Origin of the sequence: Salinimonas iocasae, from assembly GCF_006228385.1 — a bacterium.
Lineage (GTDB): Bacteria > Pseudomonadota > Gammaproteobacteria > Enterobacterales > Alteromonadaceae > Alteromonas > Alteromonas iocasae.
On sequence record NZ_CP039852.1, the window covers coordinates 3,470,902 to 3,496,557 of the forward strand.

Genomic DNA, 25,656 nt, shown 5'->3' on the forward strand with positions numbered 1-25,656 from the left:
ACAAGAAGCGGCCTGAAATGTAAGCGGGTGCTCACCAACTAATTCAGGCCGCGCCGGTATTATGTAGTCGGGCTTAAATGCTCACCCGTTTGTAAGGACGATATTCAGGACGCCAGAAATTACGTTCGATGCTGGACATTAGTGCTTCTTCAGTCATCTCGAGGGCTAAATCCTGTTCCATTGCCACTCTGGCAACCGCGTACGCGATTTGGCGGCTTAAATCGGCAATTTGTGTCAGCGGAGGTAAAAGCTCTCCTGTGCCGGTGTTCGCCATCGGTGATGCAGAAGCAAGCGCATTACTGGCAGCCATCAGCATTTCATCACTGATAAGACGAGCTTTGCTGGCAATCACTCCAAGCCCGATGCCAGGGAAGATATAACTATTGTTACACTGCGCAATCGGGTAGGTTTTGCCTTTGTACTCAACAGGTCTGAACGGACTTCCTGTTGCAATAACCACTTCGCCATCAGTCCACTCTATAACTTGCTCAGGGCGGGCTTCTACCTGACGGGAAGGGTTACTCAGCGGGAAGATAATAGGCAGCTCGCAGTTAAGCTTCATCGCTCTGACTACCTGTTCAGTGAATAGTCCGGGCTGGCCGGATACCCCGATAAGTACATCAGGTTTTGCACAGTTAACCACATCAAGTAGCGACGCGTACTCGCCTGAGAACGTCCAGTCTTCAATTTGTGCCATGGGCGCAGCAAGTTTCGCCTGGAAGTCGCGCAGGTTTTCCATGCCTTCTGTCACCAACCCGTAACGGTCAACCATGAAGACCTGGCGTCTGGCCTGTTCATCTGACAAGCCTTCGTGCCGCATCTGCTGAATCAGCATTTCAGCGATACCACAGCCTGCCGAACCTGCACCGACGAATACAACATTCAAATCTGATAATTTTTGTTCTTTCATCCGGCATGCTGCCAGGATGGTCCCCAATGTCACAGCTGCCGTGCCCTGGATATCATCATTAAAGCAACAAATTTCATCACGGTAGCGATTCAGCAGAGGCATGGCGTTTGGTTGTGCAAAATCCTCAAACTGAATCATGACGTCAGGCCAGCGCCGCTTAACGGCTTTGATGAACATATCCACGAACTCATCATAATCCTGCTGACCAATACGAGGATGACGCGCGCCCATATACATGGGATCATTGAGCAGCTTCTCGTTATTAGTACCCACATCCAGCATCACCGGTAGGGTATAAGCCGGGCTGATTCCGCCACAGGCGGTATAAAGCGATAGTTTACCAATGGGTATCCCCATACCGCCGATGCCCTGGTCACCCAGACCAAGAATTCGCTCTCCGTCGGTAACGACAATGACCTTTACTTTGCGTTTGGTGGCGTTGCGAACAATATCATCCAGCTGGTGACGTTCTTCCCACGATACAAATAAGCCCCGTGAAGAGCGGTAGATATCAGAAAACTGTTCACAGGCATCACCTACGGTAGGTGTGTAAATGATTGGCATCATTTCATCGATATGACGCTGTACAAGGCGATAAAATAAGGTTTCGTTATTATCCTGGATAGCGCGCAGATAGATATGTTTGTTAAGCGGATCGTCAAACGTATTGTACTGCATATAAGCACGCTCAACCTGCTCTTCGATCGTCTCGAAGCGAGGTGGCAACAGCCCGGTAAGGTTAAAGGACGCGCGCTCTCTGGCGGTAAATGAACTGCCTTTATTCAGCAGCGGAGTTTCTAGCAATGAAGGCCCGGAATGGGGAATATAAAGATATCGGTTATCGTCTTGTGACATTTTCTTTCCGAATGTTAGTTCAGGCAACAACTCATCTGAGCCAGCTCAGGTACAAAAGTGAATTAAAATATTTCTTCTGGCTCAGGCGCGTTTTTCGTATCTTCTTGTGCAGGATCGACCACGTCATCATCCCTTACATAGGATGTCGGCTCGGTTCCTTTTTCGAAATACTCGAATAGTGTCGTATGGTCAGTCCGCCGGGTCAACTTTCCACTGGTACGATCAATGCGAACACGGACAATATTTTCAGGTACCGGTAACGCTTCTTCCGGCTTTCCTTCAAGGACTTCCTTCATAAACCGGATCCAGGCTGGCTGCGCGGCATGGGAGCCACTCTCACTACCAATCATAGCATTACCAATCCAGTTAAACCGCTCAGGATTGCGATTGATAAGATTCTGATTGCGTGTGGCACGCCCCAGATTACGGTTCATGTCATCAAAGCCCACCCAGGCAGTGACCACCATATCTTTTTGAAATCCCGAGAACCACGCGTCTCTGGAATCGTTGGTGGTACCGGTTTTACCGGCCAAATCGTCCCGTTGCAACAGGTTCTTCGCGCGCCAGCCGGTCCCCATCCAGTACGTTTTCTTATTCCAGTTACCGTTTGCCTGCACACCGGTACGCATCATATCGGCAACCAAAAACGCGTTTTGCGCACTAATGACCCGCGGTGCAGAGCGTTTAGGCGCTTCCATTTCAGAAGTGGGCTGACTAACATCCAGCGCCATCGCTAACTGTTGTTCAACATCCTGCTCTACCGACCTCACATCAGGCTCGTCACATTCGTCACAGGCCCAGACAGGTTCTGCCTGCCATAAAACCGTATTTTGCTCATCCAGCACTCTGTCAATGAAGTGCGGCTTAACCAGATATCCGCCGTTAGCAATGGTGGCGATGCCTCTGGCTACTTCCAACGGTGTATGTGAGCCGGAGCCTAATGCCAGCGTCTCATCACGGGGAATATCTTCACGCTGAAAGCCAAAGCGCTCAAGATAGGTGGCGGTATTGTCCAGCCCAACCCCACGCAGCAAGCGTACTGAGACCACGTTTTTAGACTTACCCAGCGCCATACGCATGCGAATAGGACCGTCGTATTCCGGTGGTGAATTCTTGGGACGCCAGGCAACGCCCGTCGCCTGATTCCACTGGTTGATTGGCGCATCGTTAATAATTGACGCTGTGGTATAACCATTATTGAGTGCCGCAGAATAAACAAACGGCTTGATGTTTGACCCTACCTGGCGTTTAGCCTGCGTTGCCCGGTTGAACTGACTTTGATAAAAGCTATAACCACCCACAACCGCCTGCACTGCACCGTTTTTCGGGTTCAGCGCGACCAATGCGCCACTTACCGTAGGCATCTGCGCTAACCGCCATTCGCCTTCCTGTTTACGAATGTAAATCACAGCACCTTCGCGCAGAATATCAGCCGCTGTTTCCGGCTCTTCCCCCTGACGCGAATCCGTAATATACGGCCGGGCCCAGTCGATATTTTCCCAGCTTAGGGTTCGGGTGTTTGCATCTGCATCCAGCACGTCAACAGATTGCTCGTCCACTGTCATAACAACGGCAGGCACTAAAGGTGCAATACGATCAACTTTATTCAGCGCACTGAGCATCTTCTGATTGTCCCAGTCTTCACGGGACATTTCTGCAGGCGAATCATCTGTGTTTGCGTTAACAGCATCTTGTTGCGGCTCGTCAGGTTCCACGGCCTGAGTATCCGGCGCCTCACCGTCTTCCGGGCGATTCCAAAGATAATCTAACGGCCCGCGATAGCCGTGCCTTTCATCGTAATCGTGAAGATTTCTGACCACAGCATCCTGTGCTGCCTGCTGAATATCGGAAGGCGCTGTGGCATAAACCTGATAACCGCCGGTCTCTGCTTCTTCCTTACCGTAAATCTCAACCATTTCACTATAAATAAGATCGGCAAGGTATGGGGCGCTGATTTCAATTTCTGCACCGTGCTTTTTGGCGGTTACCCCTTCATTAACCGCCTGGTCAAACTGCTGGCGGGTAATAAGTTGCTCATCGAGCATGCGAAGTAAGACCACTCTGCGACGTTCAACCGCACGGTCAGGACGACTAATCGGATTGAGCACTGAAGGTGCTTTGGGCAAGCCGGCAATAGTCGCAATTTGCGCCAGACTGAGATCCTGCAACGGCTTACCGTAATAAACCTGCGCAGCAGCACCTACACCAAACGCCCGGTGACCAAGCTCAACTTTATTCAGATATAACTCAAGGATCTCTTCTTTGGATAAAAGCTGCTCCATATGCCAGGCAATGAAGATTTCTTTTATTTTGCGAATGTACGTTTTTTCCCGAGTCAGGAAGAATCCACGGGCCAGCTGCATGGTCAGTGTACTTGCACCCTGTTGCTTCTCGCCCGTTATCAGCAGATTTAACGCAGCGCGTCCGATCCCGATAGGATCGATGCCGGCATGTTGATAAAAGCGGCTGTCCTCCGTCGCTAGCACCGCATCGATCATTTGCTGCGGAACGTCCTCAAGTTTTACCGGGATCCGCCGTTTAACACCATACTGAGAGATTAATTTGCCGTCCTGCGTGTAGATTCGCATGGGCGTTTGCAGCCTAACATCCTTCAGGACAGTGACGCTGGGCAAGTCTGGTTTGATATAAAAATAGATACCGATCAGAGCGGCTGAGCCGACGATCGCACCGATAAAGATAAGAATTAACAGGGATTTTAGAAACTTCACGGAGACTTCATTACCAAGGCCAAAATGCCCAATTGATTAATATTCTATACGTACGTGCTTTTATGAGAACCAAAATATTCAAAAAAAGTGCGTAAGATTCTAAATTAAAGCAGACCCCAAACTTTGGATCACCGGTTACTACCATGAAATCGTTGTTTAGGAAAAAGATGCCGTCTATTGTGGGCCTTGATATAGGCACTCGTCAAATTAAAGCGGTACTAATTGAAAAATCCGGCGACCAGTACAAACTGGCCGGTTTTGCCTGCGAGCTAATCAACAAAGAAGCATTCCATGAACGTGAAATTCGTGATTTTGATGCGGTTGGCCTGGCACTGAAAAAAGTGCAGAAGGCATTAAAGGTTAAAGGCAAACAGGTGGCTATCGCCGTTTCTGGCAGCTCAGTTATCACAAAAGTGGTACAGATGGAGCCCGATCAAAGTGACCTCGAATTAGAAGGCCAGATAGAGATCGAAGCTGACAGCCTGATTCCTTATCCCCTGGATGAAGTTTACCTCGACTTTGAAGAACTCGGCCCCAGCCAAAGCCACGCTGGTAAAGTCAATGTACTGCTGTCAGCGGCACACAAAGACATGGTAGACAATCGCATCACCCTGGTACGTGAAGTTCCGTTTGAACCAAAGGTGGTGGACATCGAAGGTTATGCACTAGGTAATGCCCTGACACATTTCTACCCTTCCGAAGAAGACGAACGCGTGTGTTGCATGAATATCGGTGCCACGCTTTTACAAATGTGTGTCTGGCAAAATGGCAACGTTATTTATGCCAAAGAGCACAGCTTTGGCATGGGCATGTTAGTACAGGACATCTCTGTCATTCAGATGATGGACAAAGAAGAGGCCGAACGTCAGCTGTTGGACAAAACGCTGACCGGTAACTGGCAGGAAGAAACCTTACCTATTTTTACCGCTAACCTGGTACAGCAAATCAACCGCGCTTTACAGATGTACATGAGCACGTCGCATACTGAGCGCCCCCAAAAATTATTGTTGTCAGGTGGCGGTGCCACACTGACTGCGCTGACAGATGCGCTACAACAGGACCTCGGGCTGGAAATAGAAGTTTTCGACCCGTTTGCAGGGATGCAGATTAGCGAAAAGATTGACCCTCAACGTCTTAAAAGTGTCACCCCGCAGCTAGCAATCGCGGCAGGGTTGGCCAGCCGGAGTTTCGACACATGGCACATGTAAACCTGCTTCCCTGGCGTGAACAGCAGCGCCAGTTACAAAAAAAGAATTATTTAGGCTTCCTGGCTTTGGTAGCGCTTACCATTGGACTGATTTTCTGGGTAGCCGGTCAGACGATAGAACAGCAAACACAGCATCAGAATGCACGTAACACGTTTCTGACGCAGGAAATTGCCAAGCTGGATGCGCAAATTTCGCAAATTCAGAAAATCAAAGATAAAAAGTCTGCCATTGAACAGCGGATGGCCCTGATCGGCCAGCTGCAGGTAAGCAGAAACGTCGCTCCGCGGGTATTCCATGAACTTGCGCAAATTGTGCCGCCGGGCGTGTCTTTTAAAACAATGCAACGCTCAGGAAACAGCATCACTATTGAAGGCATCAGTGAGTCAAATAACCGGCTGTCAGATTTTATGCGTCGCATTGAAAATTCAGAGGTGTTTTCTCACGGTGATTTATCGTCAATTGTTGCCGATACTTCCGCAGCCGATGCGGTAAGTGGCTTTACCTTAACCTTTCAGATCAGCCCGGACGTTGCGCCTGTTCCTGCTGATACTACCGCCAAGAAGAGTTAGCCATGAAGTTTGATGTAAATAAACTAAAAGAGCTGAACGACCTGGATTTCGAACAGGTTGCTATCTGGCCCAGGGAAGTAAAAATTGTCGTTGCCGTATTTGTGGCAATCATTATAGCGGGTATCAGTTACTGGTTTGTGGTTAAGCCAAAACTGCCCGTGCTGGAAGCTGCTCAGAAAAAAGAAGCCGAACTTAAAATGCAGTTCGAGGCAAAATACCGGATTGCGGTTAACCTTGATGCTTACGAAGAGCAGTTGGCAAAAATAAAACAGGATTTCTCATCAATGCTACGTTCGCTGCCCACCAGCAACGAAACGCCGGGTTTGCTGGACGATGTTACTTATGTCGGCACCTCATCAGGCTTGACGTTTAAAGTATTGAACTGGCAGCAGGAAATTCCAAAAGAATTCTACACTGAGCTTCCTATTGAGATGGAAGTCAGCGGCGATTATCACAGCTTTGGCCAGTTTGCCTCAAAAGTGGCTGACCTACCGCGTATCGTAACACTGCATAATTTCCGTCTTGAGCAACAAGATGAACGGCTGCAACTGCGTTTGCAGGCAAAAACCTACCGTACCGCACTTACCGGTGTTCAGGAGACAGAAAATGAAGCTGAGTAACGTCATTTTTCCGACACTTTGTATTGGCCTGCTATCTGCATGTGCGCCCCAAATGGATGATTTAACGGCATATACCAATAAGGTGAAGCAAAACACTCAGGTGTATATCGAACCTTATCCGGAGTTTTCATCGCAACCAGCGTTTCAGTATGACTCAACCGATCGTAGAAGCCCATTCAAGCGACCCGTTGACAGAAGTGAGCCACTGGTTGCCAAAACGCAGTCAAATTGTCTGCAGCCAGATTATGATCGTCGCAAAGAGTCGTTAGAACAGTACGGGCTCGATGCGCTGGCATATACTGGCAGCTTTAAAAGTAAAGGGACTGAATGGGTATTATTCAAAACAGCGGATGGATCGTTGTTAAAAGGTACCCGGGGCAGTCGAATCGGCTTATTTTACGGCACGATAAAGTCTATTAACCGCCAGTCTGTAAAAATAGAACAGTTGCTTCCCGACGGTGCGGGATGTTGGCAAAGGGAAGAAACCACGTTGTCGCTGAACTCGACAGCAGGAGAGAATAATAATGTCTGAGCGATATATTTTTAATAAACGGTTAAACAGTACGCATCGCAGAAAGTGGATGCTATTCACAGGTCTGATGGCGTTTTTCTTCGTGATGAACGGCATGCCGCTGGCCGGTGCGCAGGAACAGCCCGTTTTACTTGATCCGTATGAAGAAAACGAAGCGGGTTTTAACAATATTCTGACCAACATCGATTTTACCCGCGCTAAAAATAATACGGCCGTTACACTGGTATCTTTTGAGAACGACAATGTCAGCCCGCAATTGGTTGAATCTCAGGGACAGCTTACTGTTACATTGCCTGGTGTAGCGCTGGCAGAGGAGCAGTTTGTTGAACTGGATGTCACGCAGTTTGGCACTGCGGTTACCCATATAGAAAGCTTTCAGGATGAAGAGTCAGCGCGCTTAGTGATTGACTATGTTGACCCGGTATTTGCCCGCCACACCATGACCGATGAAGGGCTGCGCATCGAAATTGAACCGATGAGCGAAGAAGAGCAGGAAGCGTTAAACGAGAAATCAAAGTATACCGGTAAACCTATCTCGCTGGATTTTCAGGATGTTCCTGTGCGTCAGGTTCTGCAGATTATTGCACAGGTTAATGACTTTAACCTGGTTACTACCGACACCGTAACCGGCAATGTCACCATTCAGCTTTCCGGCGTGCCATGGGATCAGGCGCTTGATATGATTTTACGTATCAAAGGTCTGGATAAGCGTCTTGACGGTAACATCTTACTGGTCGCACCGTCTGAAGAGCTGGCGGCTCGCGAGACACAACAGCTTCAGTCTGAGCAACAGGTCAAAGAACTGGCGCCGATGCAAACTGCAAATATCACCGTTAACTATGCAAAAGCACAGGAAATGGCGGCTATCCTTAAATCTGAACAAGGTGGCATTTTAAGTGAACGTGGCTCGGTCAGTGTTGATGAGCGTACTAATACCTTGCTGGTCAGAGACACTCAGGAGTCTATTGATCAGGCACGGGCTACCGTAAATGCGCTGGATATTCCGGTGAAGCAGGTACTCATTGAGTCACGCATGGTAACGGTGCGTGACAATGTGGGTGAAGAGCTGGGTGTTCGCTGGGGAATCACAGACCGAGGCTCTGATGCCGCCGTGTCCGGCTCGCTTGAAGGTGCTGACACTGCTGCCGGTGGTGTTCTGCCCAGTATTGATAATCGCCTGAATGTTAATTTGCCAGTTGCTGCTGCAGGTGCCGGGCGCATCGGATTTCAGGTTGCCAGCCTGGTAGATGGTACGATTCTGGACCTTGAGCTGTCTGCACTGGAGTCTGAAAACAAAGGTGAAATCATTGCCAGCCCGCGCATCACGGTAGCTAACCAACGTGAAGCATACATCGAGCAGGGTACTGAAATACCCTACGTACAGGCAACGTCATCGGGTGCCACGTCTGTCGAGTTCAAGAAAGCCGTATTAAGCTTAAAAGTGACTCCTCATATTACGCCTGATAACCGGGTCATTCTGGACCTTGTGGTCACTCAGGATACGCGTGGCGAAACCGTTTCGACCTCTACGGGCCCTGCGGTAGCCATAGATACACAGGAAATAAAAACCCAGGTTCTGGTGGAAAATGGCGAAACTGTCGTACTAGGGGGTATTTTCCAGCAACTTAATACTGATGATATCTCGAAAGTGCCGTTATTCGGCGACCTGCCGGTCGTAGGCAATCTGTTTAAGAAAAGCTCTGAGATTTATCAGAAACGTGAACTACTCATCTTTGTGACGCCTAAAATTGTGACAGAGACGCTTTAAAACGCGATAATGATGAAAAAGGCGTCGCAAGACGCCTTTTTTTGTGAATAAACGTTCTCTAACCCGCTGTTTTTCAAGCCTGCCGATTAAAACAACAACAAAACTTGCATCAGGACAGATGAAACTGAGATAATCCCGCTCTCGAAAATTAAGCGAGGTTCTAGAGTGGTGCTTATAAATCGAGATTTTGAGCACGCGTAAATGGGTAGGCTGAGAAGGTAAGAGACGCGCCGCCCTTAACATAATGAAAGTTGTGATATAAGCAAATATGGCTGAAAAACGTAATATCTTTTTGGTTGGCCCAATGGGTGCTGGCAAAAGTACCATTGGCAGACATCTGGCAGACGAACTTCACCTTGAATTTTTTGACTCAGATCAGGAAATCGAACGCCGCACTGGCGCTGACATTGCGTGGATTTTTGATTTAGAGGGTGAAGATGGCTTTCGCAAGCGCGAAGAAAACGTCATTTACGATCTTACCGACAAGCAAGGTATTGTGCTGGCAACCGGTGGCGGTTCAGTGATGAATAAAGACGTTCGTAACCGTCTTTCTGCACGGGGTATCGTTGTATATCTGCAGACCACTATTGATAAACAGGTTGCCCGTACTCAGCGTGATAAACGCAGACCGCTACTTCAGCATGGCGAGCCTGAGACTGTACTTCGCGAGTTAGCCGAAGTGCGCAATCCGCTTTATGAAGAAGTCGCGGATTATGTTATCGATACCGATGACCAGTCTGCTCGTGCAGTAGCTAACCAGATTGTCAGTAAAATTGATTTGTTTTAATTAACATCAGGAGTTGCGCTCATGTCGACGTTAACAGTGGATTTAAACGAGCGTAGTTATCCCATTGAGATAAAAGCCGGTCTACTTACGCAGGCTGGCTTTTTTATGCCTTATATAAAAGGGCCAATGGCGGTTATCGTGACTAACGAAACCGTAGCGCCGTTATATCTGAATGATGTCATCGCTGCCTGTGGCAATAAGCAAGTCGAAACCATTATTATCCCCGATGGTGAGCAGTATAAGTCACTTGCGCAGTATGAACGCATAATGACCCGTTTGCTTGAGCTTAATGCCGCTCGCGATACGACCCTTATAGCATTAGGTGGCGGTGTAGTTGGTGACTTATGTGGCTTTGTCGCCAGTACTTATCAGCGTGGCGTGCCTTTCATTCAGGTACCCACTACCCTGTTATCACAGGTAGACTCATCGGTAGGGGGAAAAACCGCCGTCAATCACCCGTTGGGTAAAAATATGATTGGCGCATTTTACCAGCCGGTACTGGTTGCGATAGATGTCAACACACTGCAAAGCCTGCCTTCAAGGGAGTTCGCCGCAGGTATGGCTGAGGTGATCAAATACGGCATTATTTATGATGCTGACTTTTTCTCACATCTTGAGCAAACAGTGTCAGCCCTCCAAGCATTAGATGAAAAAGCGCTAATTGATGTTATCTACCGCTGTTGTGCGATTAAAGCAGAGGTTGTCGCCCAGGATGAGCGTGAAGGCGGATTACGTGCCATTTTGAACCTGGGGCATACGTTTGGCCATGCTATCGAAGCGGAGCAGGGATATGGTAACTGGCTCCACGGCGAGGCTGTTGCAGCTGGAATGGTAATGGCCTGTCAGGCGGCTGAGAAACTGGACTGGCTAAACACCGCGCAAACTGCGCGTGTTAAGCAGTTAATCAGTGCGTTTTCATTGCCGGTAAACGGGCCCGATTCAATGACAATTGATGCGTATCTGCCACATATGCGTAGAGATAAAAAAGTAGAAGCCGGACAGCTTCGCTTTGTCATTCCTACAACTATCGGAAAGGCAGTAGTGACGCAACAGGTCACTGAGCAAATGCTGACAGACATACTGGGCCGTTGATCATAATCAGTAATATCGCTATTTACTGAGTGCGAGTACAGGCTGTGAAAATCTGGCAGTTATTGATGGGCAAGTCTTTAGGGAGCGCGCGTGCAATCACCGCTGCATGAACGACTGGAGTATCTGGTTACCTATTCCTCTCAACTGATTTTTGTCAGTGGAGACTCTGTTGCGCAGCAGCAAAAGACCCTTGATGCCTTTGTTTTCAATCAAAACGATGACACAGACATTGCCTACCTGACAGCCAAACCGAACCTTGAGCTACATGACTACCGAAGACAACTTTGCCAGCAGTTACTGGGTCAGCAGGTAGGTAGCTATGTTCGCCCGCTTAACGAACTCATGGCGGGTTTGAACCAGCACCAGGGGCCGGTACTGATCACAATTACGCAAGCTGAACATATGCCTGATGCATTACTTCAGGAGCTTTGGGACTTAGTTTTGCAAAGCCGGTTTGCCAGTAACAAACAGCACCTGAACGTACTGTTGTTTGGCCAATCTGACTGGGCGGAAAAGGCAAAGCAGTGGCTACCTGCAAAAAACACCAATACGCCTTTGCTCATATCCAGCCAGTCTGTCATGGCGCAACAGGTCGGTTCAGAGCTAGACCAGCTTATCAGTCAGCGCCGTCAAGCATTTCAGGCCAGACTGGATGAGCGTAGTGCCGCTCAGCAAACTGTTACCCACAACAGGCTAAAATCCCCCTGGTTCTGGGGCATCGCCATTTTGCTTTTTTTACTAAGCTTTACTGCGCTGGTTGCGTGGCAGTATTCCAGCGAGCTGGAAGCTTTATTTTCCCCAATACAAAACGAAACTGCACGCGAACAGCCATCGCTGCCGCCTCCGGGAAGTGCTTACCGCGACTTAGTCGAGACTCCCCCGCCAACTGCAATCGATAAATCAACACAAGACACAGCAGCAACAGCGGCGGCTCCAGAAACCACTGCACCAGAAGTTAAAACGTCACAGCCCGATCCGCAAAGAGATTCCAGTGATGATGTTGCTACCGCACAACCCAGAATCACTGACTGGCAAAGTGCGGTGGAGGATATGAACAAAAAACGCGCGGCGCGCACCGAAGCGCCATCAGCCACTACTGATGATGCTATAGAGAAAGAGAAACCGGATGCTGCGCCAGACAAAGCGCCAGTGCCTCAGATTGATGCAGAGTTTGCCGCATCAATGATTAAGCTGGCCCGCGAAAATAGCGTAGCAACAACAACGCCGCAAACCGAATCCCAGGAGCCCGAGACCCTGGATAACCAGTTACTTTTATCACTTCTGACCCCGCAGGATTATGTTATCCAACTGGCCGGGCTCAAAGATGAACCCTTGCTGCGCGATTTCATCAATGATCATCAGCTTCAGGACAAAGTCTGGATATACCAAACCCGGCGATACGGTGGCCCCTGGTATGTACTCCTGTTTAAACAGCCTTTCGGGTCGGTCACTGAAGCCCGCCAGGCAATGTCTCTGTTGCCGCAATATCCTGGTAAGAGCAATGCCTTTGTAAAGGCCGCTGATCAGGTACTTGTGGAAATAAAGAATAACACCTGACTACTCCTTTCACTTGATTTACAAAAACTTGCTTCTTTGAACGGTTTGATTTTCAGCAGACATGATCAATCCGCATTAGCCTAATGTATAAGTACTATCTCATTAACCCGGTAACCCCACAGATGTTCGCAGCATTGTTTGGGAAGATTCAGGAATGTCCCGATTCAGACAAATAACCTCATGCAAAAATATTCTCAGTTAATAACCCGTCCCGGAAAGATGCAATACGGCATTTTAATTTTGCTGGCAGTGACCGTGCTTGGTGGGTCAGCGTGGGCGTTGATTAAAGCGCAACAACCGGGTGCGCAATCAATTGGTTTTCTTGGCGCTTATGGCACTGCCGTTTTTATTCTGGAAGCTATCTCAGCTATTTTACTTTACGCCCACTTTCGTCGCACGGGAATGCTGACATTCGCCATTTTGTCTATGGCCTACCTCTGGGTTGCATTGCTAGCGCCTTTTCAGGTCGGGCTCCTGACCGATAACCTGGAAACATTTTCCTTAATTACAGCCTCTACCGGCGATGCGGCCTGGCTTTGGATTGCCTGGCACCTGGGCTTTCCCATTATCATTACCGCCGGCATGCTGGTCGATGGCTCCTACCCTATAGTAACCCGCAAAGTATGGCGTTGGACAATTGCACTTTTCGGCCTGGAACTACTGATCATTGGTGGCATCATATCTGGCACATTACTATCCTGGGTTGAGTTACCGACGCTGATTTCTGAAAGCCGGGCTTATTCGGATTCGTTGTCATTGATATACGGCCCCGCGGTGATGTTTTGCTGCGCCCTGGCGCTCACCGTTGTGGTAGTAAAAGGTAAATTTGAAAATGAGATTTATGCCTGGCTATCGCTGGCAATGCTTGCAGCATTGTGTGAAGCAATACTGTCAATCTATGCCGGAGCCCGGTTTAGCTATGGCTGGTACGCGGCGCGGGTTCTAAGTCTGGTATCATCGGCTGCTGTAGTCGTCAGCCTGCTGATTGAAAATATTCATCTGCAATATAAAGTGGTTAAACAAAACCAGACGCTTAAGCGCATGGCGACCATGGATGAGCTATCCGGCTTAGCAAACCGCAGAGAGCTGGATGAACGTCTCAAAGCTGAGATCAAACGTGCGATGCGCGACAGAACGACAATTAGCATGATTCTGCTGGATATTGATAAATTCAAACAGTTCAACGACACGCATGGGCATCTTATCGGAGACTTGTGTTTAAAACATGTCGCGAAGTGTTTGCAACGCAATATCTTGCGTCATACCGATTTAGCGGCGCGCTACGGCGGTGAAGAATTTGCCATCCTTTTACCAAACACCAGCGAAAACGACGCATTTGATTTGGCTGAGCACATTCGCAAGACTATCGCTTACTCTCCCATTGTAATGGAAGATGGAAAAATGCTTTCGGTAACAGCCAGCTTCGGTATCGCTTCGCTTGTACCCAGCCAGGCAGAAGACGCAACAGAGTTACTCAGTATTGCAGATGCCTCACTCTATAGTGCTAAAAAGGCAGGCCGAAATTGTGTACAGCGTCCATCTCAGTCATGGCATGCCAGCCGCGATGAGCTTGAGAAAAAAGTATCGTCTAATACGCACTATCTGCGCGGAAGAACTGTACAGTCAGGACACAAACGTTAACGTAGCGACCACAAATACCGGGTATTTTCGTGATAGTTCATATTGTCGGTTGTCGCGATCGATGATGCCGGATACAATCACTTAACTGGGTATTGTGTTGGTCTGCTTCGTCTGACTTTTTAGCGCTACACCTGCCAAATAATAACAGTTCATATCGAATTGAAGCACACCTGTAGCTTCGACTGCGTGTAGGTATTAATCAATCAGCATGACGCAAAAGAAAAACCGGGCCTTTTTGAAGTGGGCCGGGGGTAAGTACAGTCTGGTAGAGCACATTAATGCGAAGTTGCCGCAAGCTAACAAACTCATAGAGCCTTTTGTTGGTGCTGGATCGGTGTTTTTAAATACCGACTACAAACGCTATCTGCTTAATGATATTAACCCTGATCTGATTAACCTCTATAATTTGCTTAAGGCTCAGCCGGATGCGCTGGTTTTCGACACTCAGCGTTATTTCACCGGCGCGTATAATCGCGAAGATGCCTACTACGCTCTTCGCGAAGAGTTTAATCGTACCAGTGACGAGTATCATCGAGCGGTGCTCTTCGTCTACCTGAACCGTCACGGTTACAATGGGTTGTGTCGCTATAGTCTGGGGGGGCGCTTCAATGTACCGTTTGGACGCTACAAAAAACCTTACTTCCCGGCTGAGGAAATGTACCGATTTGCCGAAAAAGCGCAACGCGCGACTTTTACCTGCCTGCCATTTGAGAAAATGTTTTCCCGGGCCCGCAAAGGAAATGTGATTTACTGCGACCCGCCCTACGCGCCCATCAGTAAAACAGCAGCTTTTACAAGCTACGCTACCCGCGGGTTTGGTATGGACGCACAATCAAAACTTGCATCACTGGCACATAAAACATCAACACGACGGGGCATACCTGTTCTTATCTCAAACCATGATTTACCCGTCATCAGAACAATGTATCAGGGCGCGTCAATCTCGATGCTTTCAGTAAAACGTTCTATCAGCCAGAAAGGCGCAATGCGCAAGCCCGCAGCCGAAGTACTTGCTTATTTTTCGCCACCGGATATGGCCCGCGCGCTTTAACCGAACACTAGTTGCTGGTGATAAACAGCACCAGCCCCATCAGACCGCCTACCAACAGCACAGTAAAGATAATGCCGGTGATAATATACGGAAGGGGTGACTTCTCGGAAAAATCCCGCTGATAGTTTTGCTGACTTTGCACGCCAAACGCACTAGCCAACACGCTCAAAATGACTGAGATGATGCGGGGACGAGATTTGTCCGACTGATTAATTACCCTGGCCAGAAAAACGACTATCTGATTCGCCGCCATAAAGAAGCTCCAGCAAATCGAAGAAGTGGAATTGAAACGAAAGTGACTTACCGGACGCCCAGGCTCGCCAGCTAATTTGGATTTGCGAACCACACTCACTCTCAACGTGCTCAGCGTTTGCACCTGAGGTTACTTTCTGATGGCATTGCTCTGCCTGATCCAGCGCACTGACAGAGGCTAACATCCATACACCTGCTGTAACACTTCCCAGAGCAGCCAGCGTTTTTACCTTTTCCCTGATAAACATGGTGGGCTCGTAGATTAAAATTTAACCTCATTATAATACGTTGGCAGAAATGAACAAGCTGATCTTTTGTTCGGAAACAAAAAAGCCGATGCGCAGGTTATCTGCACACCGGCTTCATCATACCATGTGCGTTAAAGCTGGAAATCTACCGCATAAGAAACAACAAATTTTATCTCGTCGTTGTCATAAGCACCACCAGCGGCAGGCTCATCAGAATCCATATCTGTACCGGTAATGGCAAAGCCAAATCCATCTTTAGATAATGATACCGCCCAGTCCACATAGCTGTCTGTTAACCCGTTGAACGCTTCAGCAAAGTCGCCCTGATGGTGACCAACATGCAAGCCTAACTCGGTGCCATTCATGATTGGCATTGCGTAATCCAGAGAAACATATGTTGCTTTACCAAATCCGAAGTCCTGACCCGGGGCTTCATCAGCTTCGGTATTGGCTAAAACATAGAGGCTCAGACTCAGCGCATCGTAGCCGACTGTGCCGTAGATCTCGCCGAAATCAAACTCTGCTTCAGCGTCATAGTTGTAATAAAGATAACCCACATCATAGCTGAAGCCTTGTGCCTCACCTGCAAAACCCGCGTAAAGGTCGTGTTCGTAAGAGTACACATCATCAGCGCCATACTGAACATTCGACGCCCAGGTACCGGCATAGAAGCCACTATCATGAGCATAGTCAATACCGCCCTGTACTGCAGCTTCGTTGGTTGTCTGAGTCAACCCGCGCCATATATAGTTATTGGTCACGCTGACATTTGCCGTCAGTTCATCTGCATGGCTTGGGGCAGAAACTAAACCCGCTGCAATAAGACTGGCAACGACAGGTGCTAGCAATGTCTTTCTCATGAGTGTTCTCCAAATTTCGATAAGTCGATAATAATTAAGTTTTTTCTGTCAATTCTTATTGTTGGCATGACTCAACGCAAAACGGGTGCCCGAGCGTTAGAAAGATGGAAATACAAGTAGAAAAAAGTGCATAACTAGTTGTTTAAAATGAATAAATATTTTATTGAATTGTCTATTTATCTCGCCCGACAACCTGTATGCAAAGATGCTTATGCACCATAAGAAAGCAAGCCATGCACTACTGCACAACTTATGCGCAAAATATAAAAGGCAGATGAAAGTGGTGCCAAATCTGTCTGTTACATGACGGAGTTAGGAAAATACGGTAGTCTGTGATTCATTCTTCATGCTCCCTGAAAGCGCAACAAGTAAGCTGTTTATACAGACGTTGCGTATCAGGTCTCGTTTTTTGTCTCAAAGGAAAAAGCATGTCTGACTTTTTGATTGCGCCATCCATCCTGTCCGCTGACTTTGCGCGACTGGGTGAAGAGGTAGATGCTGTACTCGCAGCCGGTGCAGATATTGTGCATTTTGATGTAATGGATAACCACTATGTACCCAATTTGACTATTGGCCCAATGGTCTGCAAAGCATTGCGTGATTATGGCGTTACCGCCCCCATTGACGTGCACTTAATGGTGGAACCTGTGGACGACATGATTGAAAAGTTCGCCGAGGCCGGGGCCAGCTATATCAGTTTTCATCCTGAGGCCTCGGCCCACGTTGATCGTTCAATTCAGGCAATCATTGATGCAGGCTGTCAGCCAGGTCTGGTACTTAATCCGGCAACCCCTCTGCACTATCTGGATTACACACTGGAAAAGCTGCATCACGTTCTGATTATGTCAGTTAATCCTGGCTTCGGCGGACAGCAGTTTCTGGATTCAACCTATGATAAACTGCGCGATGTTAAGCGCCGCATCGATCAAAGCGGCAAAAATATTCGAATTGAAATTGACGGTGGCGTAAAAGTGGATAACATTCGTGCCGTAGCAGAAGCAGGTGCAGATATGTTTGTCGCCGGGTCTGCAATCTTCAATGCGCCGGACTATAAAGCTGTTATCGATAAGATGCGCAGCGAGCTAAGTCATATTGCGCAATAAGTTTTATATTCTTTATTAGTGTCAGGAACTATCATGAGTCACAAACCTATTGTTTTAAGCGGCTGCCAGCCATCGGGGCAGTTAACCATCGGCAATTACATGGGCGCACTGAAACAGTGGGTATCAATGCAGGACGATTTTGAGTGCCTGTATATGCTGGTAGATTTGCACGCAATTACTGTACGTCAGGATCCTAAAAACCTGTATGAAGCATGCCTTGATGGCCTGGCATTGTACTTAGCTTGCGGTATCGATCCTGATAAAAGTACGCTTTTTGTTCAATCGCATGTACCTGAACATGCACAGCTTTCGTGGGTATTAAACTGTTATGCGCAGATGGGTGAGCTCAATCGCATGACCCAGTTTAAAGACAAGTCTGCGAAGAATATGAGTAATATCAATGTCGGCTTGTATGCATACCCGGTATTACAGGCGGCAGATATCTTACTCTATCAGGCCGATAAAGTGCCTGTCGGTGAGGACCAGAAGCAGCATCTGGAACTGACCCGAGATATTGCGACACGTTTTAATAACCTTTACAGCGGTGACGTATTTACCCTACCCGATCCTTACATCCCGGAGTTCGGCGCCCGAATAATGAGCCTACAGGAGCCCGATCGTAAGATGTCTAAATCTGACACAAACCCGAATAACTTTATCGGTTTGCTGGAAGAGCCCAAAAAGCTGACTAAGAAGATAAAACGTGCTGTGACAGATTCTGACGAACAGGCCAGAATTTACTTCAATCCGGAAGAGAAGCCCGGTGTATCGAATCTGCTTACATTACTATCACTGGCCACTGGCAAGTCTATTGACGCGCTTGTGCCAGAGTATGAAGATAAAATGTATGGACACCTGAAAGGTGATGTCGCTGATGCGGTTGTCTCGCTGGTTGAACCTATTCAGCAACGTTTCCACACCCTTCGAAACGATCGTGCCTATCTGGATAGCGTGATGAAAGACGGCGCTGCAAAAGCGTCTGAAAAGGCAGCAGTTACCTTACAGAAAGTGTATGAAGCAGTAGGATTTATCGCGAAACCATAGCGCGCTTTTTGTGTTACTACTTATAGATAATTTTGATTCCTTTACCCACAACCTTGCCCGGTACTTTGTAGAACTGGGCGAGGATGTGAAGGTTATCAGAAACAATCAGCTATCTTTAGATGAGATAGAAACACTGGCCCCTCAGAAAATTGTGATATCCCCTGGGCCCTGCACGCCTGACCAATCTGGTGTCAGTCTTGAGGTCATCCGGTATGCTGCCGGTCGCATCCCCTTACTGGGAGTTTGCCTTGGCCATCAGGCTATCGGTCAGGTTTTTGGCGCGACAGTAACAAATGCTCGTCATATTTTGCATGGCAAAGTATCTAGCGTGGAACATGCTAACTCAGGTCTGTTTAGCAATTTACCCACCCGCTTTAATGCTACACGATATCACTCGCTGGTCATTGAGCCCTCCACCCTGCCCGATACATTTAATGTTGATGCCTGGGTAGAGGATGACAGTGGTTACCGGGAAATAATGGCTATCTCACATCAGACCTATCCTGTCTGGGGCATTCAGTTTCATCCGGAATCCTTACTGACAGAGCATGGTCATACCATGCTGAACAACTTCTTACTGAGTGCCAAATCCTCTATAAAATCAGTCTGATTTAATGTTTTTACATTGCTGCCGATAAAAGGAGAATCGTTCAAGCTTCAGGTCGGGAAAACGCAATGTTAGCTACTTTGTCTTCAGATAATACTGCCAGAAATTATCTTCATACCCCGCATTCCACGCCAGGCTCTGAAGCTACACAATCATCAGTACCTGCTGCCGTTAATATTGAAGCGCAATTTGAGCAGTTTATGTTGCAATCTGGCAATATCCGACCTTTAGTGCGGCGCCGGCCAGGCGAAGTGCGGTTTGAGGACTCTGAGCAAAGCTATGCCCGTCGACGTTTACTTGAAATCGAGAAAATCACGCTGAAAAGTAAACAGCGTCATGCGCAATCCAGCGCGTCGCTGGCCGATAAAATAAGTCATGTGCTTCACCAGTCTGTGTGTATGCAAATCGATCAACACCTTGACCGCCCCGCCACACTCTTCAGCCAGTATATTGGTTGCGCAGCCACGATGGCTAACCTGTTTCGATTGCTACATTCGGGCAGCGGCTCAATTGCAAAGGTGACCTCATTAATTGCTTCTGTTCCCTGGATGGAACAAGGACTTATCAGACTTGTAAACCGATCAGCACTTCGCCGCAGGGACGCGCAGGGCAATGCACGAACGGTAAAACAATTGCGCACAGCATTAAGTTACCTGGGCATTGATAATCTCGCGGTTCTGATCCCCACTTTGATATCTGAGCGCGTTGCTCCCGCTTCACGCCATGGTTTTATCAAAATCAGTGAGCAGCACCAAGCCTTTGCCAGTGCTTCAACCACAACTGCGGTCCATCTGGCAAAACATACCGGACAGTGTGCCAATAGTGCTGCGGTACTCTGCATGGCATTTAATGTCGCACGCGCCATCCTTTGCCACAGGTTTTTTTCTGATTTCGATAATGTACAAAAAGCGATGCTGAGCGAGGCTCGTCAGCGCAATGCGCAAAAACAACAGGATATCCTGAGCGATATCACCCCCTGCGCCCGTCATTTGCAGAAACTTATCGAACAGAAGGCTGACGGGCTTGCCGCAAGTTTGATTGGTGTTCTTAACCTTTCTTCAGACACATTAAACAGCACTGCACTGAGAGTTGCCGAAAAAGCGACTGACTCAGAGCCTCTTGCAAAAATTATCATTCAGGCCCGGCAATATGCAAAAGTGCGTATGCTGTACAGAGCCAGATTGTTAACCAAAGAAACAGGCAAAATAGCTTTGCGTTCGCAACAGTACCCTGCCGGTTCTCTGGATTTACTGAAATCTGGCGACATTTTCGCGAATCCCGCAGCCTTCCTGGTTAGCATCTGAAAAAAATTTTGTGGATATTCATGCACTATCCGGCTGTCAGGGCTGAATAGTTCTGCACAACCATTACTCATCCCCTCTACGGCTTTACACGTATTCAGTCTGTTCTGCGGCTATATTAGATAGTTATTCACTTTTCCTGCAAAACAAGCCAAACCCCTTGAAAATAAAGGGCTTGCAGTAGTGTGCAGGAAGACAAACGCGGCTGATAATGACATAATATTGACCAAATTTATTTTCTAATTGTGTTTCACAACTGCGCAATTACGCGCCAGAAACGCCTGATAGAGAGGTAATGACCTATGAATGTAACTCGAGCAACGTTTGATGAAGTGATGGTTCCTAACTACAACCCGGCGGCGATGGTTCCGGTACGGGGCGAGGGCTCTCGTGTATGGGATCAGGACGGTGCGGAGTACATCGATTTTGCTGGCGGTATCGCAGTAAATGTACTGGGTCACTGTCACCCTGAGCTGGTTAATGCATTAACCGAACAGGGCAACAAACTATGGCATCTGAGCAATGTATTCACTAACGAACCTGCACTTCGCCTGGCGTCAAAACTGACCGATGCAACATTTGCCGATCGTGTCTATTTTGCTAACTCTGGTGCAGAAGCCAACGAAGCGGCTCTGAAGCTGGCTCGTCGCTGGGCGCTGGATAAGTTTGGTGAAGAGAAAAATCAGATTATCGCCTTCAACAAAGGTTTCCACGGCCGTACGTTCTTCACAGTTACTGTTGGTGGTCAGTCTGCCTATTCTGATGGCTTTGGACCAAAACCAGGTGCAGTAGACCATTGCGAATACAACAATCTAGAAGCCTTTGAAAAGCTTATTTCTGATAAAACATGCGCAGTGATGATGGAACCTCTGCAGGGTGAGGGCGGAATCATTTCCCCTGATCCTGACTTTGTTAAGGGCGTGCGCGAATTATGCGATAAACACAATGCTCTGCTTATCTTTGATGAAGTGCAGTCAGGTGTAGGTCGTACCGGTCACCTTTATGCGTATATGGGCCTGGGTGTAACACCCGACATTCTGACTTCTGCTAAATCACTAGGCGGTGGCTTCCCGATTGGCGCCATGCTGACTACTACTGCTATTGCCGAGCACCTTAAACCGGGTACGCATGGTAGTACATACGGCGGTAATCCACTGGCTTGTGCCGTTGCTGAAAAAGCACTGGATATCGTTAATACTCGCGAAGTGCTAAGTGGCGTGGAAGCTAAAGAAGCACTGTACAGAGAGTTACTGGGTAAAATTAACGACAAGTACAACGTCTTTGAGGAAATTCGTGGTAAAGGCATGCTGCTAGGTTGTGCCCTTAATAAAGAATACGAAGGCCGTGCGCGCGACTTCCTGGTTGCATCAGCTAACGAACACCTGATGGTACTTGTAGCCGGAGCAAATGTAGTACGTTTTGCGCCTTCTCTGATTATCCCGGATGAAGATATCCGCGAAGGTCTGGCGCGTTTCGAGCGTGCGGTTGCCGCTGTTGTTGAAGCCAAGTAAATAACCAGTTGAGTAAGCGAACATGAATATCATTCGCCCAATCAGACAAAGCGACTATTCGTCTTTGCACGAAATTGCCGTAGAATCTGGCATCGGTTTCACTTCATTGCCCGTCAATGAAGAGTTGCTGAAGAACAAAATTGAGCGCGCAGAAGCCGGCTTTACCAGTCAGGTTAGTCAACCTGGCTGCGAGTCGTATCTGTTTGTCATGGAAGATACCCAGACGGGTAAAGTGGTAGGAACGACGGGCATCGAAGCTGCAGTTGGCCTGGATGACGCGTTTTATCATTACCATCTGGGTAAGGTGGTTCACGCATCCCGTGAACTGAATATCCACAACACTGTAGATATTCTTACCTTCTGCAACGATTACACCGGCGTTACGGAAATCTGCACCCTGTTTTTGCGGGAGTGCGCCCGGGGCGGCATCAATGGTCGCTTTCTGTCTAAAGTCAGATTTTTGTTCATGATGGAACACCGTGAGCGCTTCTCTGAAACCATTATTGCCGAGATGCGCGGAGTGAGTGACGAAGAAGGTCGCTCACCGTTCTGGCAGTGGTTAGAAGAGCATTTCTTCTCTATGGATTTCCCTACCGCAGATTATCTGTCGGGTATCGGCAATAAGGTTTTTATTGCAGAACTTATGCCCAAATATCCTATTTATGTCAGCTTACTAAGTCAGCGCGCCCAGGAAGTGATTGGTCAGGTACACGAGAAAACGCGTCCTGCACTGCAACTTCTGCAGGAAGAAGGCTTTAGCTGCCGTGGCTACGTAGATATTTTCGACGGGGGCCCGACGGTTGAAGCGAACCTGACACATATTCGTACTGCGCAGGAAAGTCGTAAGCTGCCTATCATCATTGATGACCAGACAGCAGCGCAGGGGCGTAGCTACTACATTATTAACACATCGGTAGATGACTTCAGAGCGGTTGCTACAGAAATGGTTGTCAGTGAAGAACAGCAAGTGGCTGTGATTTCACGCCAGGCAGCAGCAGCACTAAATATCAGTGCCGGTGAATACGTGCGCTTTGCGCCCGTACATTCGAAAAATTAATACAGGATAACTACATGCAAACGACACACTTTATCAATGGTGAATGGGTCGCAGGTGAAGGACACGATATTACGTCCACCGATCCAGCAAAGAACGCAGTTATCTGGGAAGGTAAATCCGCCACCGCCCAGCAGGTCGACAGTGCAATCTCAGCGGCGCGTCAGGCATCGCCCGAGTGGGCCAGAAAATCGGTTGACGAGCGGTTGGCCATTATCAAGAAGTTCGGTGAGTTATTAGAACAGAACAAAGATGCTCTGGCTAAAGTCATCGCCAAAGAAACGGGTAAACCTGAGTGGGAAACCGCGACAGAAGTTGGCGCGATGATGGGCAAAATTGGTATTTCCGAGAAAGCCTACAACGAACGTACCGGTACAGTTGAAAATGCAATGCCGGTAGGTAAAGCTTTTATTCGCCATAAGCCGCATGGCGTCGTTGCTGTGTTTGGTCCTTATAACTTTCCGGGCCACCTGCCCAACGGACACATTGTTCCGGCACTGCTGGCTGGTAACACTGTTATATTTAAGCCAAGCGACCTGACACCGATGGTGGCACAGGAAACAATGAAGCTGTGGGAACAAGCTGGCCTGCCTAAGGGCGTACTGAACCTGGTACAGGGTGAAGTTGAAACCGGTAAGGCCCTGGCCTCTCATGCAGGTATCGATGGTCTGTTTTTCACTGGCAGCTCGCGCACGGGCAAAATGCTGCACGAGCAGTTCGCTGGCCATCCAGGTAAGATTCTGGCGCTTGAGATGGGTGGTAATAACCCGTTAATCGTCAAAGAAGTCGAAGATACCGAAGCGGCAGTGCACGATATTGTTCAATCTGCGTATATAACGTCAGGGCAACGCTGCACATGTGCCCGCCGCCTCTTTATTCCGGCAACGGAGCAAGGCGATGCTATTTTGTCGCGGTTGATTGAAGTGACCAAAGATATTCATGTCGATGAGTATGATGCACAAGACCAGCCTTTCATGGGTGCCATGATTTCTGCTCACGCTGCGAAGCTTATGGTGGACGCTCAGGAGCAACTGGTTGAGATGGGCGCCAAGGTATTGCTTCCGCTGGAACAGCGCGATCCTAAGAAAGGTTTTGCCACACCGGGTATTATCGATGTCACTGACATGCTTGATAAGTTACCGGATGAAGAGCACTTTGGTCCTTTGATCAAAGTAATTCGCTATACGGACTTCGACGCTGCGATTGAAGAAGCTAATAACACTAGTTTTGGTTTATCAGCCGGCCTGATCAGCGACAGTGCGGATGACTGGCAGTACTTTTTCGAGCGCATCCGCGCCGGCATTGTTAACTGGAACCGTCCTATTACCGGTGCAAGCAGTGCAGCACCCTTCGGCGGCGTAGGCGACAGTGGTAACCACCGCGCCAGCGCATTTTACGCAGCAGACTACTGTGCATATCCGGTAGCCTCTGTTGAGCTTGAAAAGGTGACACTACCAGGCAAGTTAAGTCCTGGCCTGACCATGTAAGAGGGAGTTTTTATGCATTCTAATGTCGATACCCTGTTTGAGAACTTATGGGAAGACTATGTAGATATCACCCCATCTGCCTACAAAATTCATGAGTTGTTAGCAGATAGTGAGAATGGCGACGAGATTGTGAATGATCACGTTGCATTTCGTACTTTCAATTTGCCAAAGACATCGCTGGATAAACTAGCTGCCCACTTTCTGGCGCTAGGCTACGAAGAAAAAGGTGATTACGACTTTGAGGCGAAAAAGCTGGATGCAAAACATTTTGAGCACCCTGACGAAACCAAGCCTAAAGTCTTTATCAGCGAACTTCGCGTTCAGGATTTGTCTGAAAAAGCACAAAAAATCATTCACCATCTGGTTGAGCAGATGGATGATGATGCAGTAGAGGCAGATAACTTTTTGTATTCCGGTAAGCATTGGACAGTGTCTAAAGCTGAATACGATATGTTGCTGGAAGAGTCCGAGTATGCGGCCTGGTTAGCTGCATGGGGTTTTCGGGCAAACCACTTTACGGTTAGCGTAAACTTTCTGAAAAAGACACAGGAACTTAGCGACGTTAATCAGATGCTTAAAGATGCTGGTTTCACCCTGAATGATTCAGGCGGCGAAATTAAGGGTGGTGAATCTGTTTACCTGGCGCAGTCTTCTACGATGGCTGACCATGCTTATGTCAAATTCGAAGCTGAATCTAAAATGATTCCAAGCTGCTTTTACGAGTTTGCTCAGCGCTATAAAATGCCTGACGGCAATTACTACACAGGTTTTGTTGCTGCCTCTGCGGATAAAATCTTTGAAAGTACGAATGCTAAACAGTAAATAAAGATCTTAAGAAAAGCCCTGTCATTAATTGCCAGGGCTTTTTTA

Annotated in this window: 23 protein-coding genes; 18 read left to right on the top strand and 5 right to left on the bottom strand. The window is 48.1% G+C overall.

The window, feature by feature from the left end:
- Positions 1-73 precede the first annotated feature (73 nt).
- Positions 74-1,765, bottom strand: coding sequence for an NAD-dependent malic enzyme (locus tag FBQ74_RS15575; RefSeq protein ID WP_139757533.1), 1,692 nt, complete (start codon positions 1,763-1,765; stop codon positions 74-76).
- Between the two features lie 62 nt (positions 1,766-1,827).
- Positions 1,828-4,494: a penicillin-binding protein 1A gene (locus tag FBQ74_RS15580; protein WP_139757534.1), complete on the bottom strand. Its 2,667-nt coding sequence runs from the start codon at positions 4,492-4,494 to the stop codon at positions 1,828-1,830.
- Between the two features lie 143 nt (positions 4,495-4,637).
- Between FBQ74_RS15580 and pilM the strand changes: the two genes are divergently transcribed.
- From pilM to FBQ74_RS15630, 10 genes are all read left to right on the top strand, one after another.
- Positions 4,638-5,702: a type IV pilus biogenesis protein PilM gene (pilM, locus tag FBQ74_RS15585; RefSeq protein ID WP_139757535.1), complete on the top strand. Its 1,065-nt coding sequence runs from the start codon at positions 4,638-4,640 to the stop codon at positions 5,700-5,702.
- The gene (locus tag FBQ74_RS15590; RefSeq protein WP_139757536.1) at positions 5,690-6,271 is read left to right on the top strand and encodes a PilN domain-containing protein; all 582 of its coding nucleotides are present in this window, start codon (positions 5,690-5,692) and stop codon (positions 6,269-6,271) included. The genes pilM and FBQ74_RS15590 overlap by 13 nt, the downstream gene beginning before the upstream one ends.
- Before the next feature lie 2 nt (positions 6,272-6,273).
- On the top strand, positions 6,274-6,891 hold the full coding sequence (locus tag FBQ74_RS15595; protein WP_139757537.1) for a type IV pilus inner membrane component PilO: 618 nt from the start codon (positions 6,274-6,276) through the stop codon (positions 6,889-6,891).
- Complete coding sequence (locus tag FBQ74_RS15600) at positions 6,878-7,423, top strand: pilus assembly protein PilP (protein WP_139757538.1); 546 nt, start codon at positions 6,878-6,880, stop codon at positions 7,421-7,423. The genes FBQ74_RS15595 and FBQ74_RS15600 overlap by 14 nt, the downstream gene beginning before the upstream one ends.
- Positions 7,416-9,191 (top strand): type IV pilus secretin PilQ, encoded by a 1,776-nt coding sequence (locus FBQ74_RS15605; RefSeq protein ID WP_139757539.1) that lies wholly within the window; start codon positions 7,416-7,418, stop codon positions 9,189-9,191. The genes FBQ74_RS15600 and FBQ74_RS15605 overlap by 8 nt, the downstream gene beginning before the upstream one ends.
- 268 nt (positions 9,192-9,459) lie before the next feature.
- Positions 9,460-9,978: a shikimate kinase AroK gene (gene aroK, locus FBQ74_RS15610; RefSeq protein ID WP_139757540.1), complete on the top strand. Its 519-nt coding sequence runs from the start codon at positions 9,460-9,462 to the stop codon at positions 9,976-9,978.
- 21 nt (positions 9,979-9,999) lie between these two features.
- Positions 10,000-11,070, top strand: a complete 1,071-nt coding sequence (gene aroB, locus FBQ74_RS15615) for a 3-dehydroquinate synthase (protein ID WP_139757541.1) — start codon at positions 10,000-10,002, stop codon at positions 11,068-11,070.
- A 90-nt stretch (positions 11,071-11,160) separates the two neighbouring features.
- Positions 11,161-12,627, top strand: a complete 1,467-nt coding sequence (locus FBQ74_RS15620) for an SPOR domain-containing protein (RefSeq protein WP_139757542.1) — start codon at positions 11,161-11,163, stop codon at positions 12,625-12,627.
- A 180-nt stretch (positions 12,628-12,807) separates the two neighbouring features.
- On the top strand, positions 12,808-14,268 hold the full coding sequence (locus FBQ74_RS15625; RefSeq protein ID WP_139757543.1) for a sensor domain-containing diguanylate cyclase: 1,461 nt from the start codon (positions 12,808-12,810) through the stop codon (positions 14,266-14,268).
- Between the two features lie 208 nt (positions 14,269-14,476).
- Positions 14,477-15,319 (top strand): Dam family site-specific DNA-(adenine-N6)-methyltransferase, encoded by an 843-nt coding sequence (locus FBQ74_RS15630; protein ID WP_139757544.1) that lies wholly within the window; start codon positions 14,477-14,479, stop codon positions 15,317-15,319.
- A 7-nt stretch (positions 15,320-15,326) separates the two neighbouring features.
- Here the strand turns inward: FBQ74_RS15630 and FBQ74_RS15635 are convergent, their stop codons facing one another.
- From FBQ74_RS15635 to FBQ74_RS15645, 3 genes are all read right to left on the bottom strand, one after another.
- A complete protein-coding gene (locus FBQ74_RS15635) occupies positions 15,327-15,572 on the bottom strand; it encodes a DUF2970 domain-containing protein (RefSeq protein WP_139757545.1) in 246 nt (81 codons plus the stop codon).
- Positions 15,529-15,756: a hypothetical protein gene (locus tag FBQ74_RS15640; RefSeq protein ID WP_168190690.1), complete on the bottom strand. Its 228-nt coding sequence runs from the start codon at positions 15,754-15,756 to the stop codon at positions 15,529-15,531. Before FBQ74_RS15640 ends, FBQ74_RS15635 begins: the two co-directional genes overlap by 44 nt.
- 194 nt (positions 15,757-15,950) lie before the next feature.
- Complete coding sequence (locus FBQ74_RS15645; protein WP_139757547.1) at positions 15,951-16,679, bottom strand: TorF family putative porin; 729 nt, start codon at positions 16,677-16,679, stop codon at positions 15,951-15,953.
- Between the two features lie 428 nt (positions 16,680-17,107).
- On the opposite strand from FBQ74_RS15645, the gene rpe reads away from it, so the two are divergent.
- The 8 genes from rpe (at position 17,108) to FBQ74_RS15685 (ending at position 25,608) form a co-directional block, all read left to right on the top strand.
- Positions 17,108-17,782, top strand: a complete 675-nt coding sequence (gene rpe / locus FBQ74_RS15650; RefSeq protein ID WP_139757548.1) for a ribulose-phosphate 3-epimerase — start codon at positions 17,108-17,110, stop codon at positions 17,780-17,782.
- Positions 17,783-17,815: 33 nt separating this feature from the next.
- On the top strand, positions 17,816-18,826 hold the full coding sequence (trpS, locus tag FBQ74_RS15655) for a tryptophan--tRNA ligase (protein WP_139757549.1): 1,011 nt from the start codon (positions 17,816-17,818) through the stop codon (positions 18,824-18,826).
- A 10-nt stretch (positions 18,827-18,836) separates the two neighbouring features.
- Positions 18,837-19,436, top strand: a complete 600-nt coding sequence (locus FBQ74_RS15660) for an anthranilate synthase component II (protein WP_139757550.1) — start codon at positions 18,837-18,839, stop codon at positions 19,434-19,436.
- A 65-nt stretch (positions 19,437-19,501) separates the two neighbouring features.
- Positions 19,502-20,737 carry an HDOD domain-containing protein gene (locus FBQ74_RS15665; protein WP_139757551.1) on the top strand — a complete coding sequence of 412 codons (1,236 nt, stop codon included), beginning with the start codon at positions 19,502-19,504 and terminating at the stop codon, positions 20,735-20,737.
- A 299-nt stretch (positions 20,738-21,036) separates the two neighbouring features.
- Positions 21,037-22,245 carry an aspartate aminotransferase family protein gene (locus tag FBQ74_RS15670; protein ID WP_139757552.1) on the top strand — a complete coding sequence of 403 codons (1,209 nt, stop codon included), beginning with the start codon at positions 21,037-21,039 and terminating at the stop codon, positions 22,243-22,245.
- A 22-nt stretch (positions 22,246-22,267) separates the two neighbouring features.
- The gene (astA, locus tag FBQ74_RS15675; RefSeq protein ID WP_139757553.1) at positions 22,268-23,302 is read left to right on the top strand and encodes an arginine N-succinyltransferase; all 1,035 of its coding nucleotides are present in this window, start codon (positions 22,268-22,270) and stop codon (positions 23,300-23,302) included.
- A gap of 14 nt (positions 23,303-23,316) precedes the next feature.
- Positions 23,317-24,786 (top strand): succinylglutamate-semialdehyde dehydrogenase, encoded by a 1,470-nt coding sequence (gene astD / locus FBQ74_RS15680; protein WP_139757554.1) that lies wholly within the window; start codon positions 23,317-23,319, stop codon positions 24,784-24,786.
- A gap of 12 nt (positions 24,787-24,798) precedes the next feature.
- Positions 24,799-25,608: a DUF1338 domain-containing protein gene (locus FBQ74_RS15685; RefSeq protein WP_139757555.1), complete on the top strand. Its 810-nt coding sequence runs from the start codon at positions 24,799-24,801 to the stop codon at positions 25,606-25,608.
- Positions 25,609-25,656 lie beyond the last annotated feature (48 nt).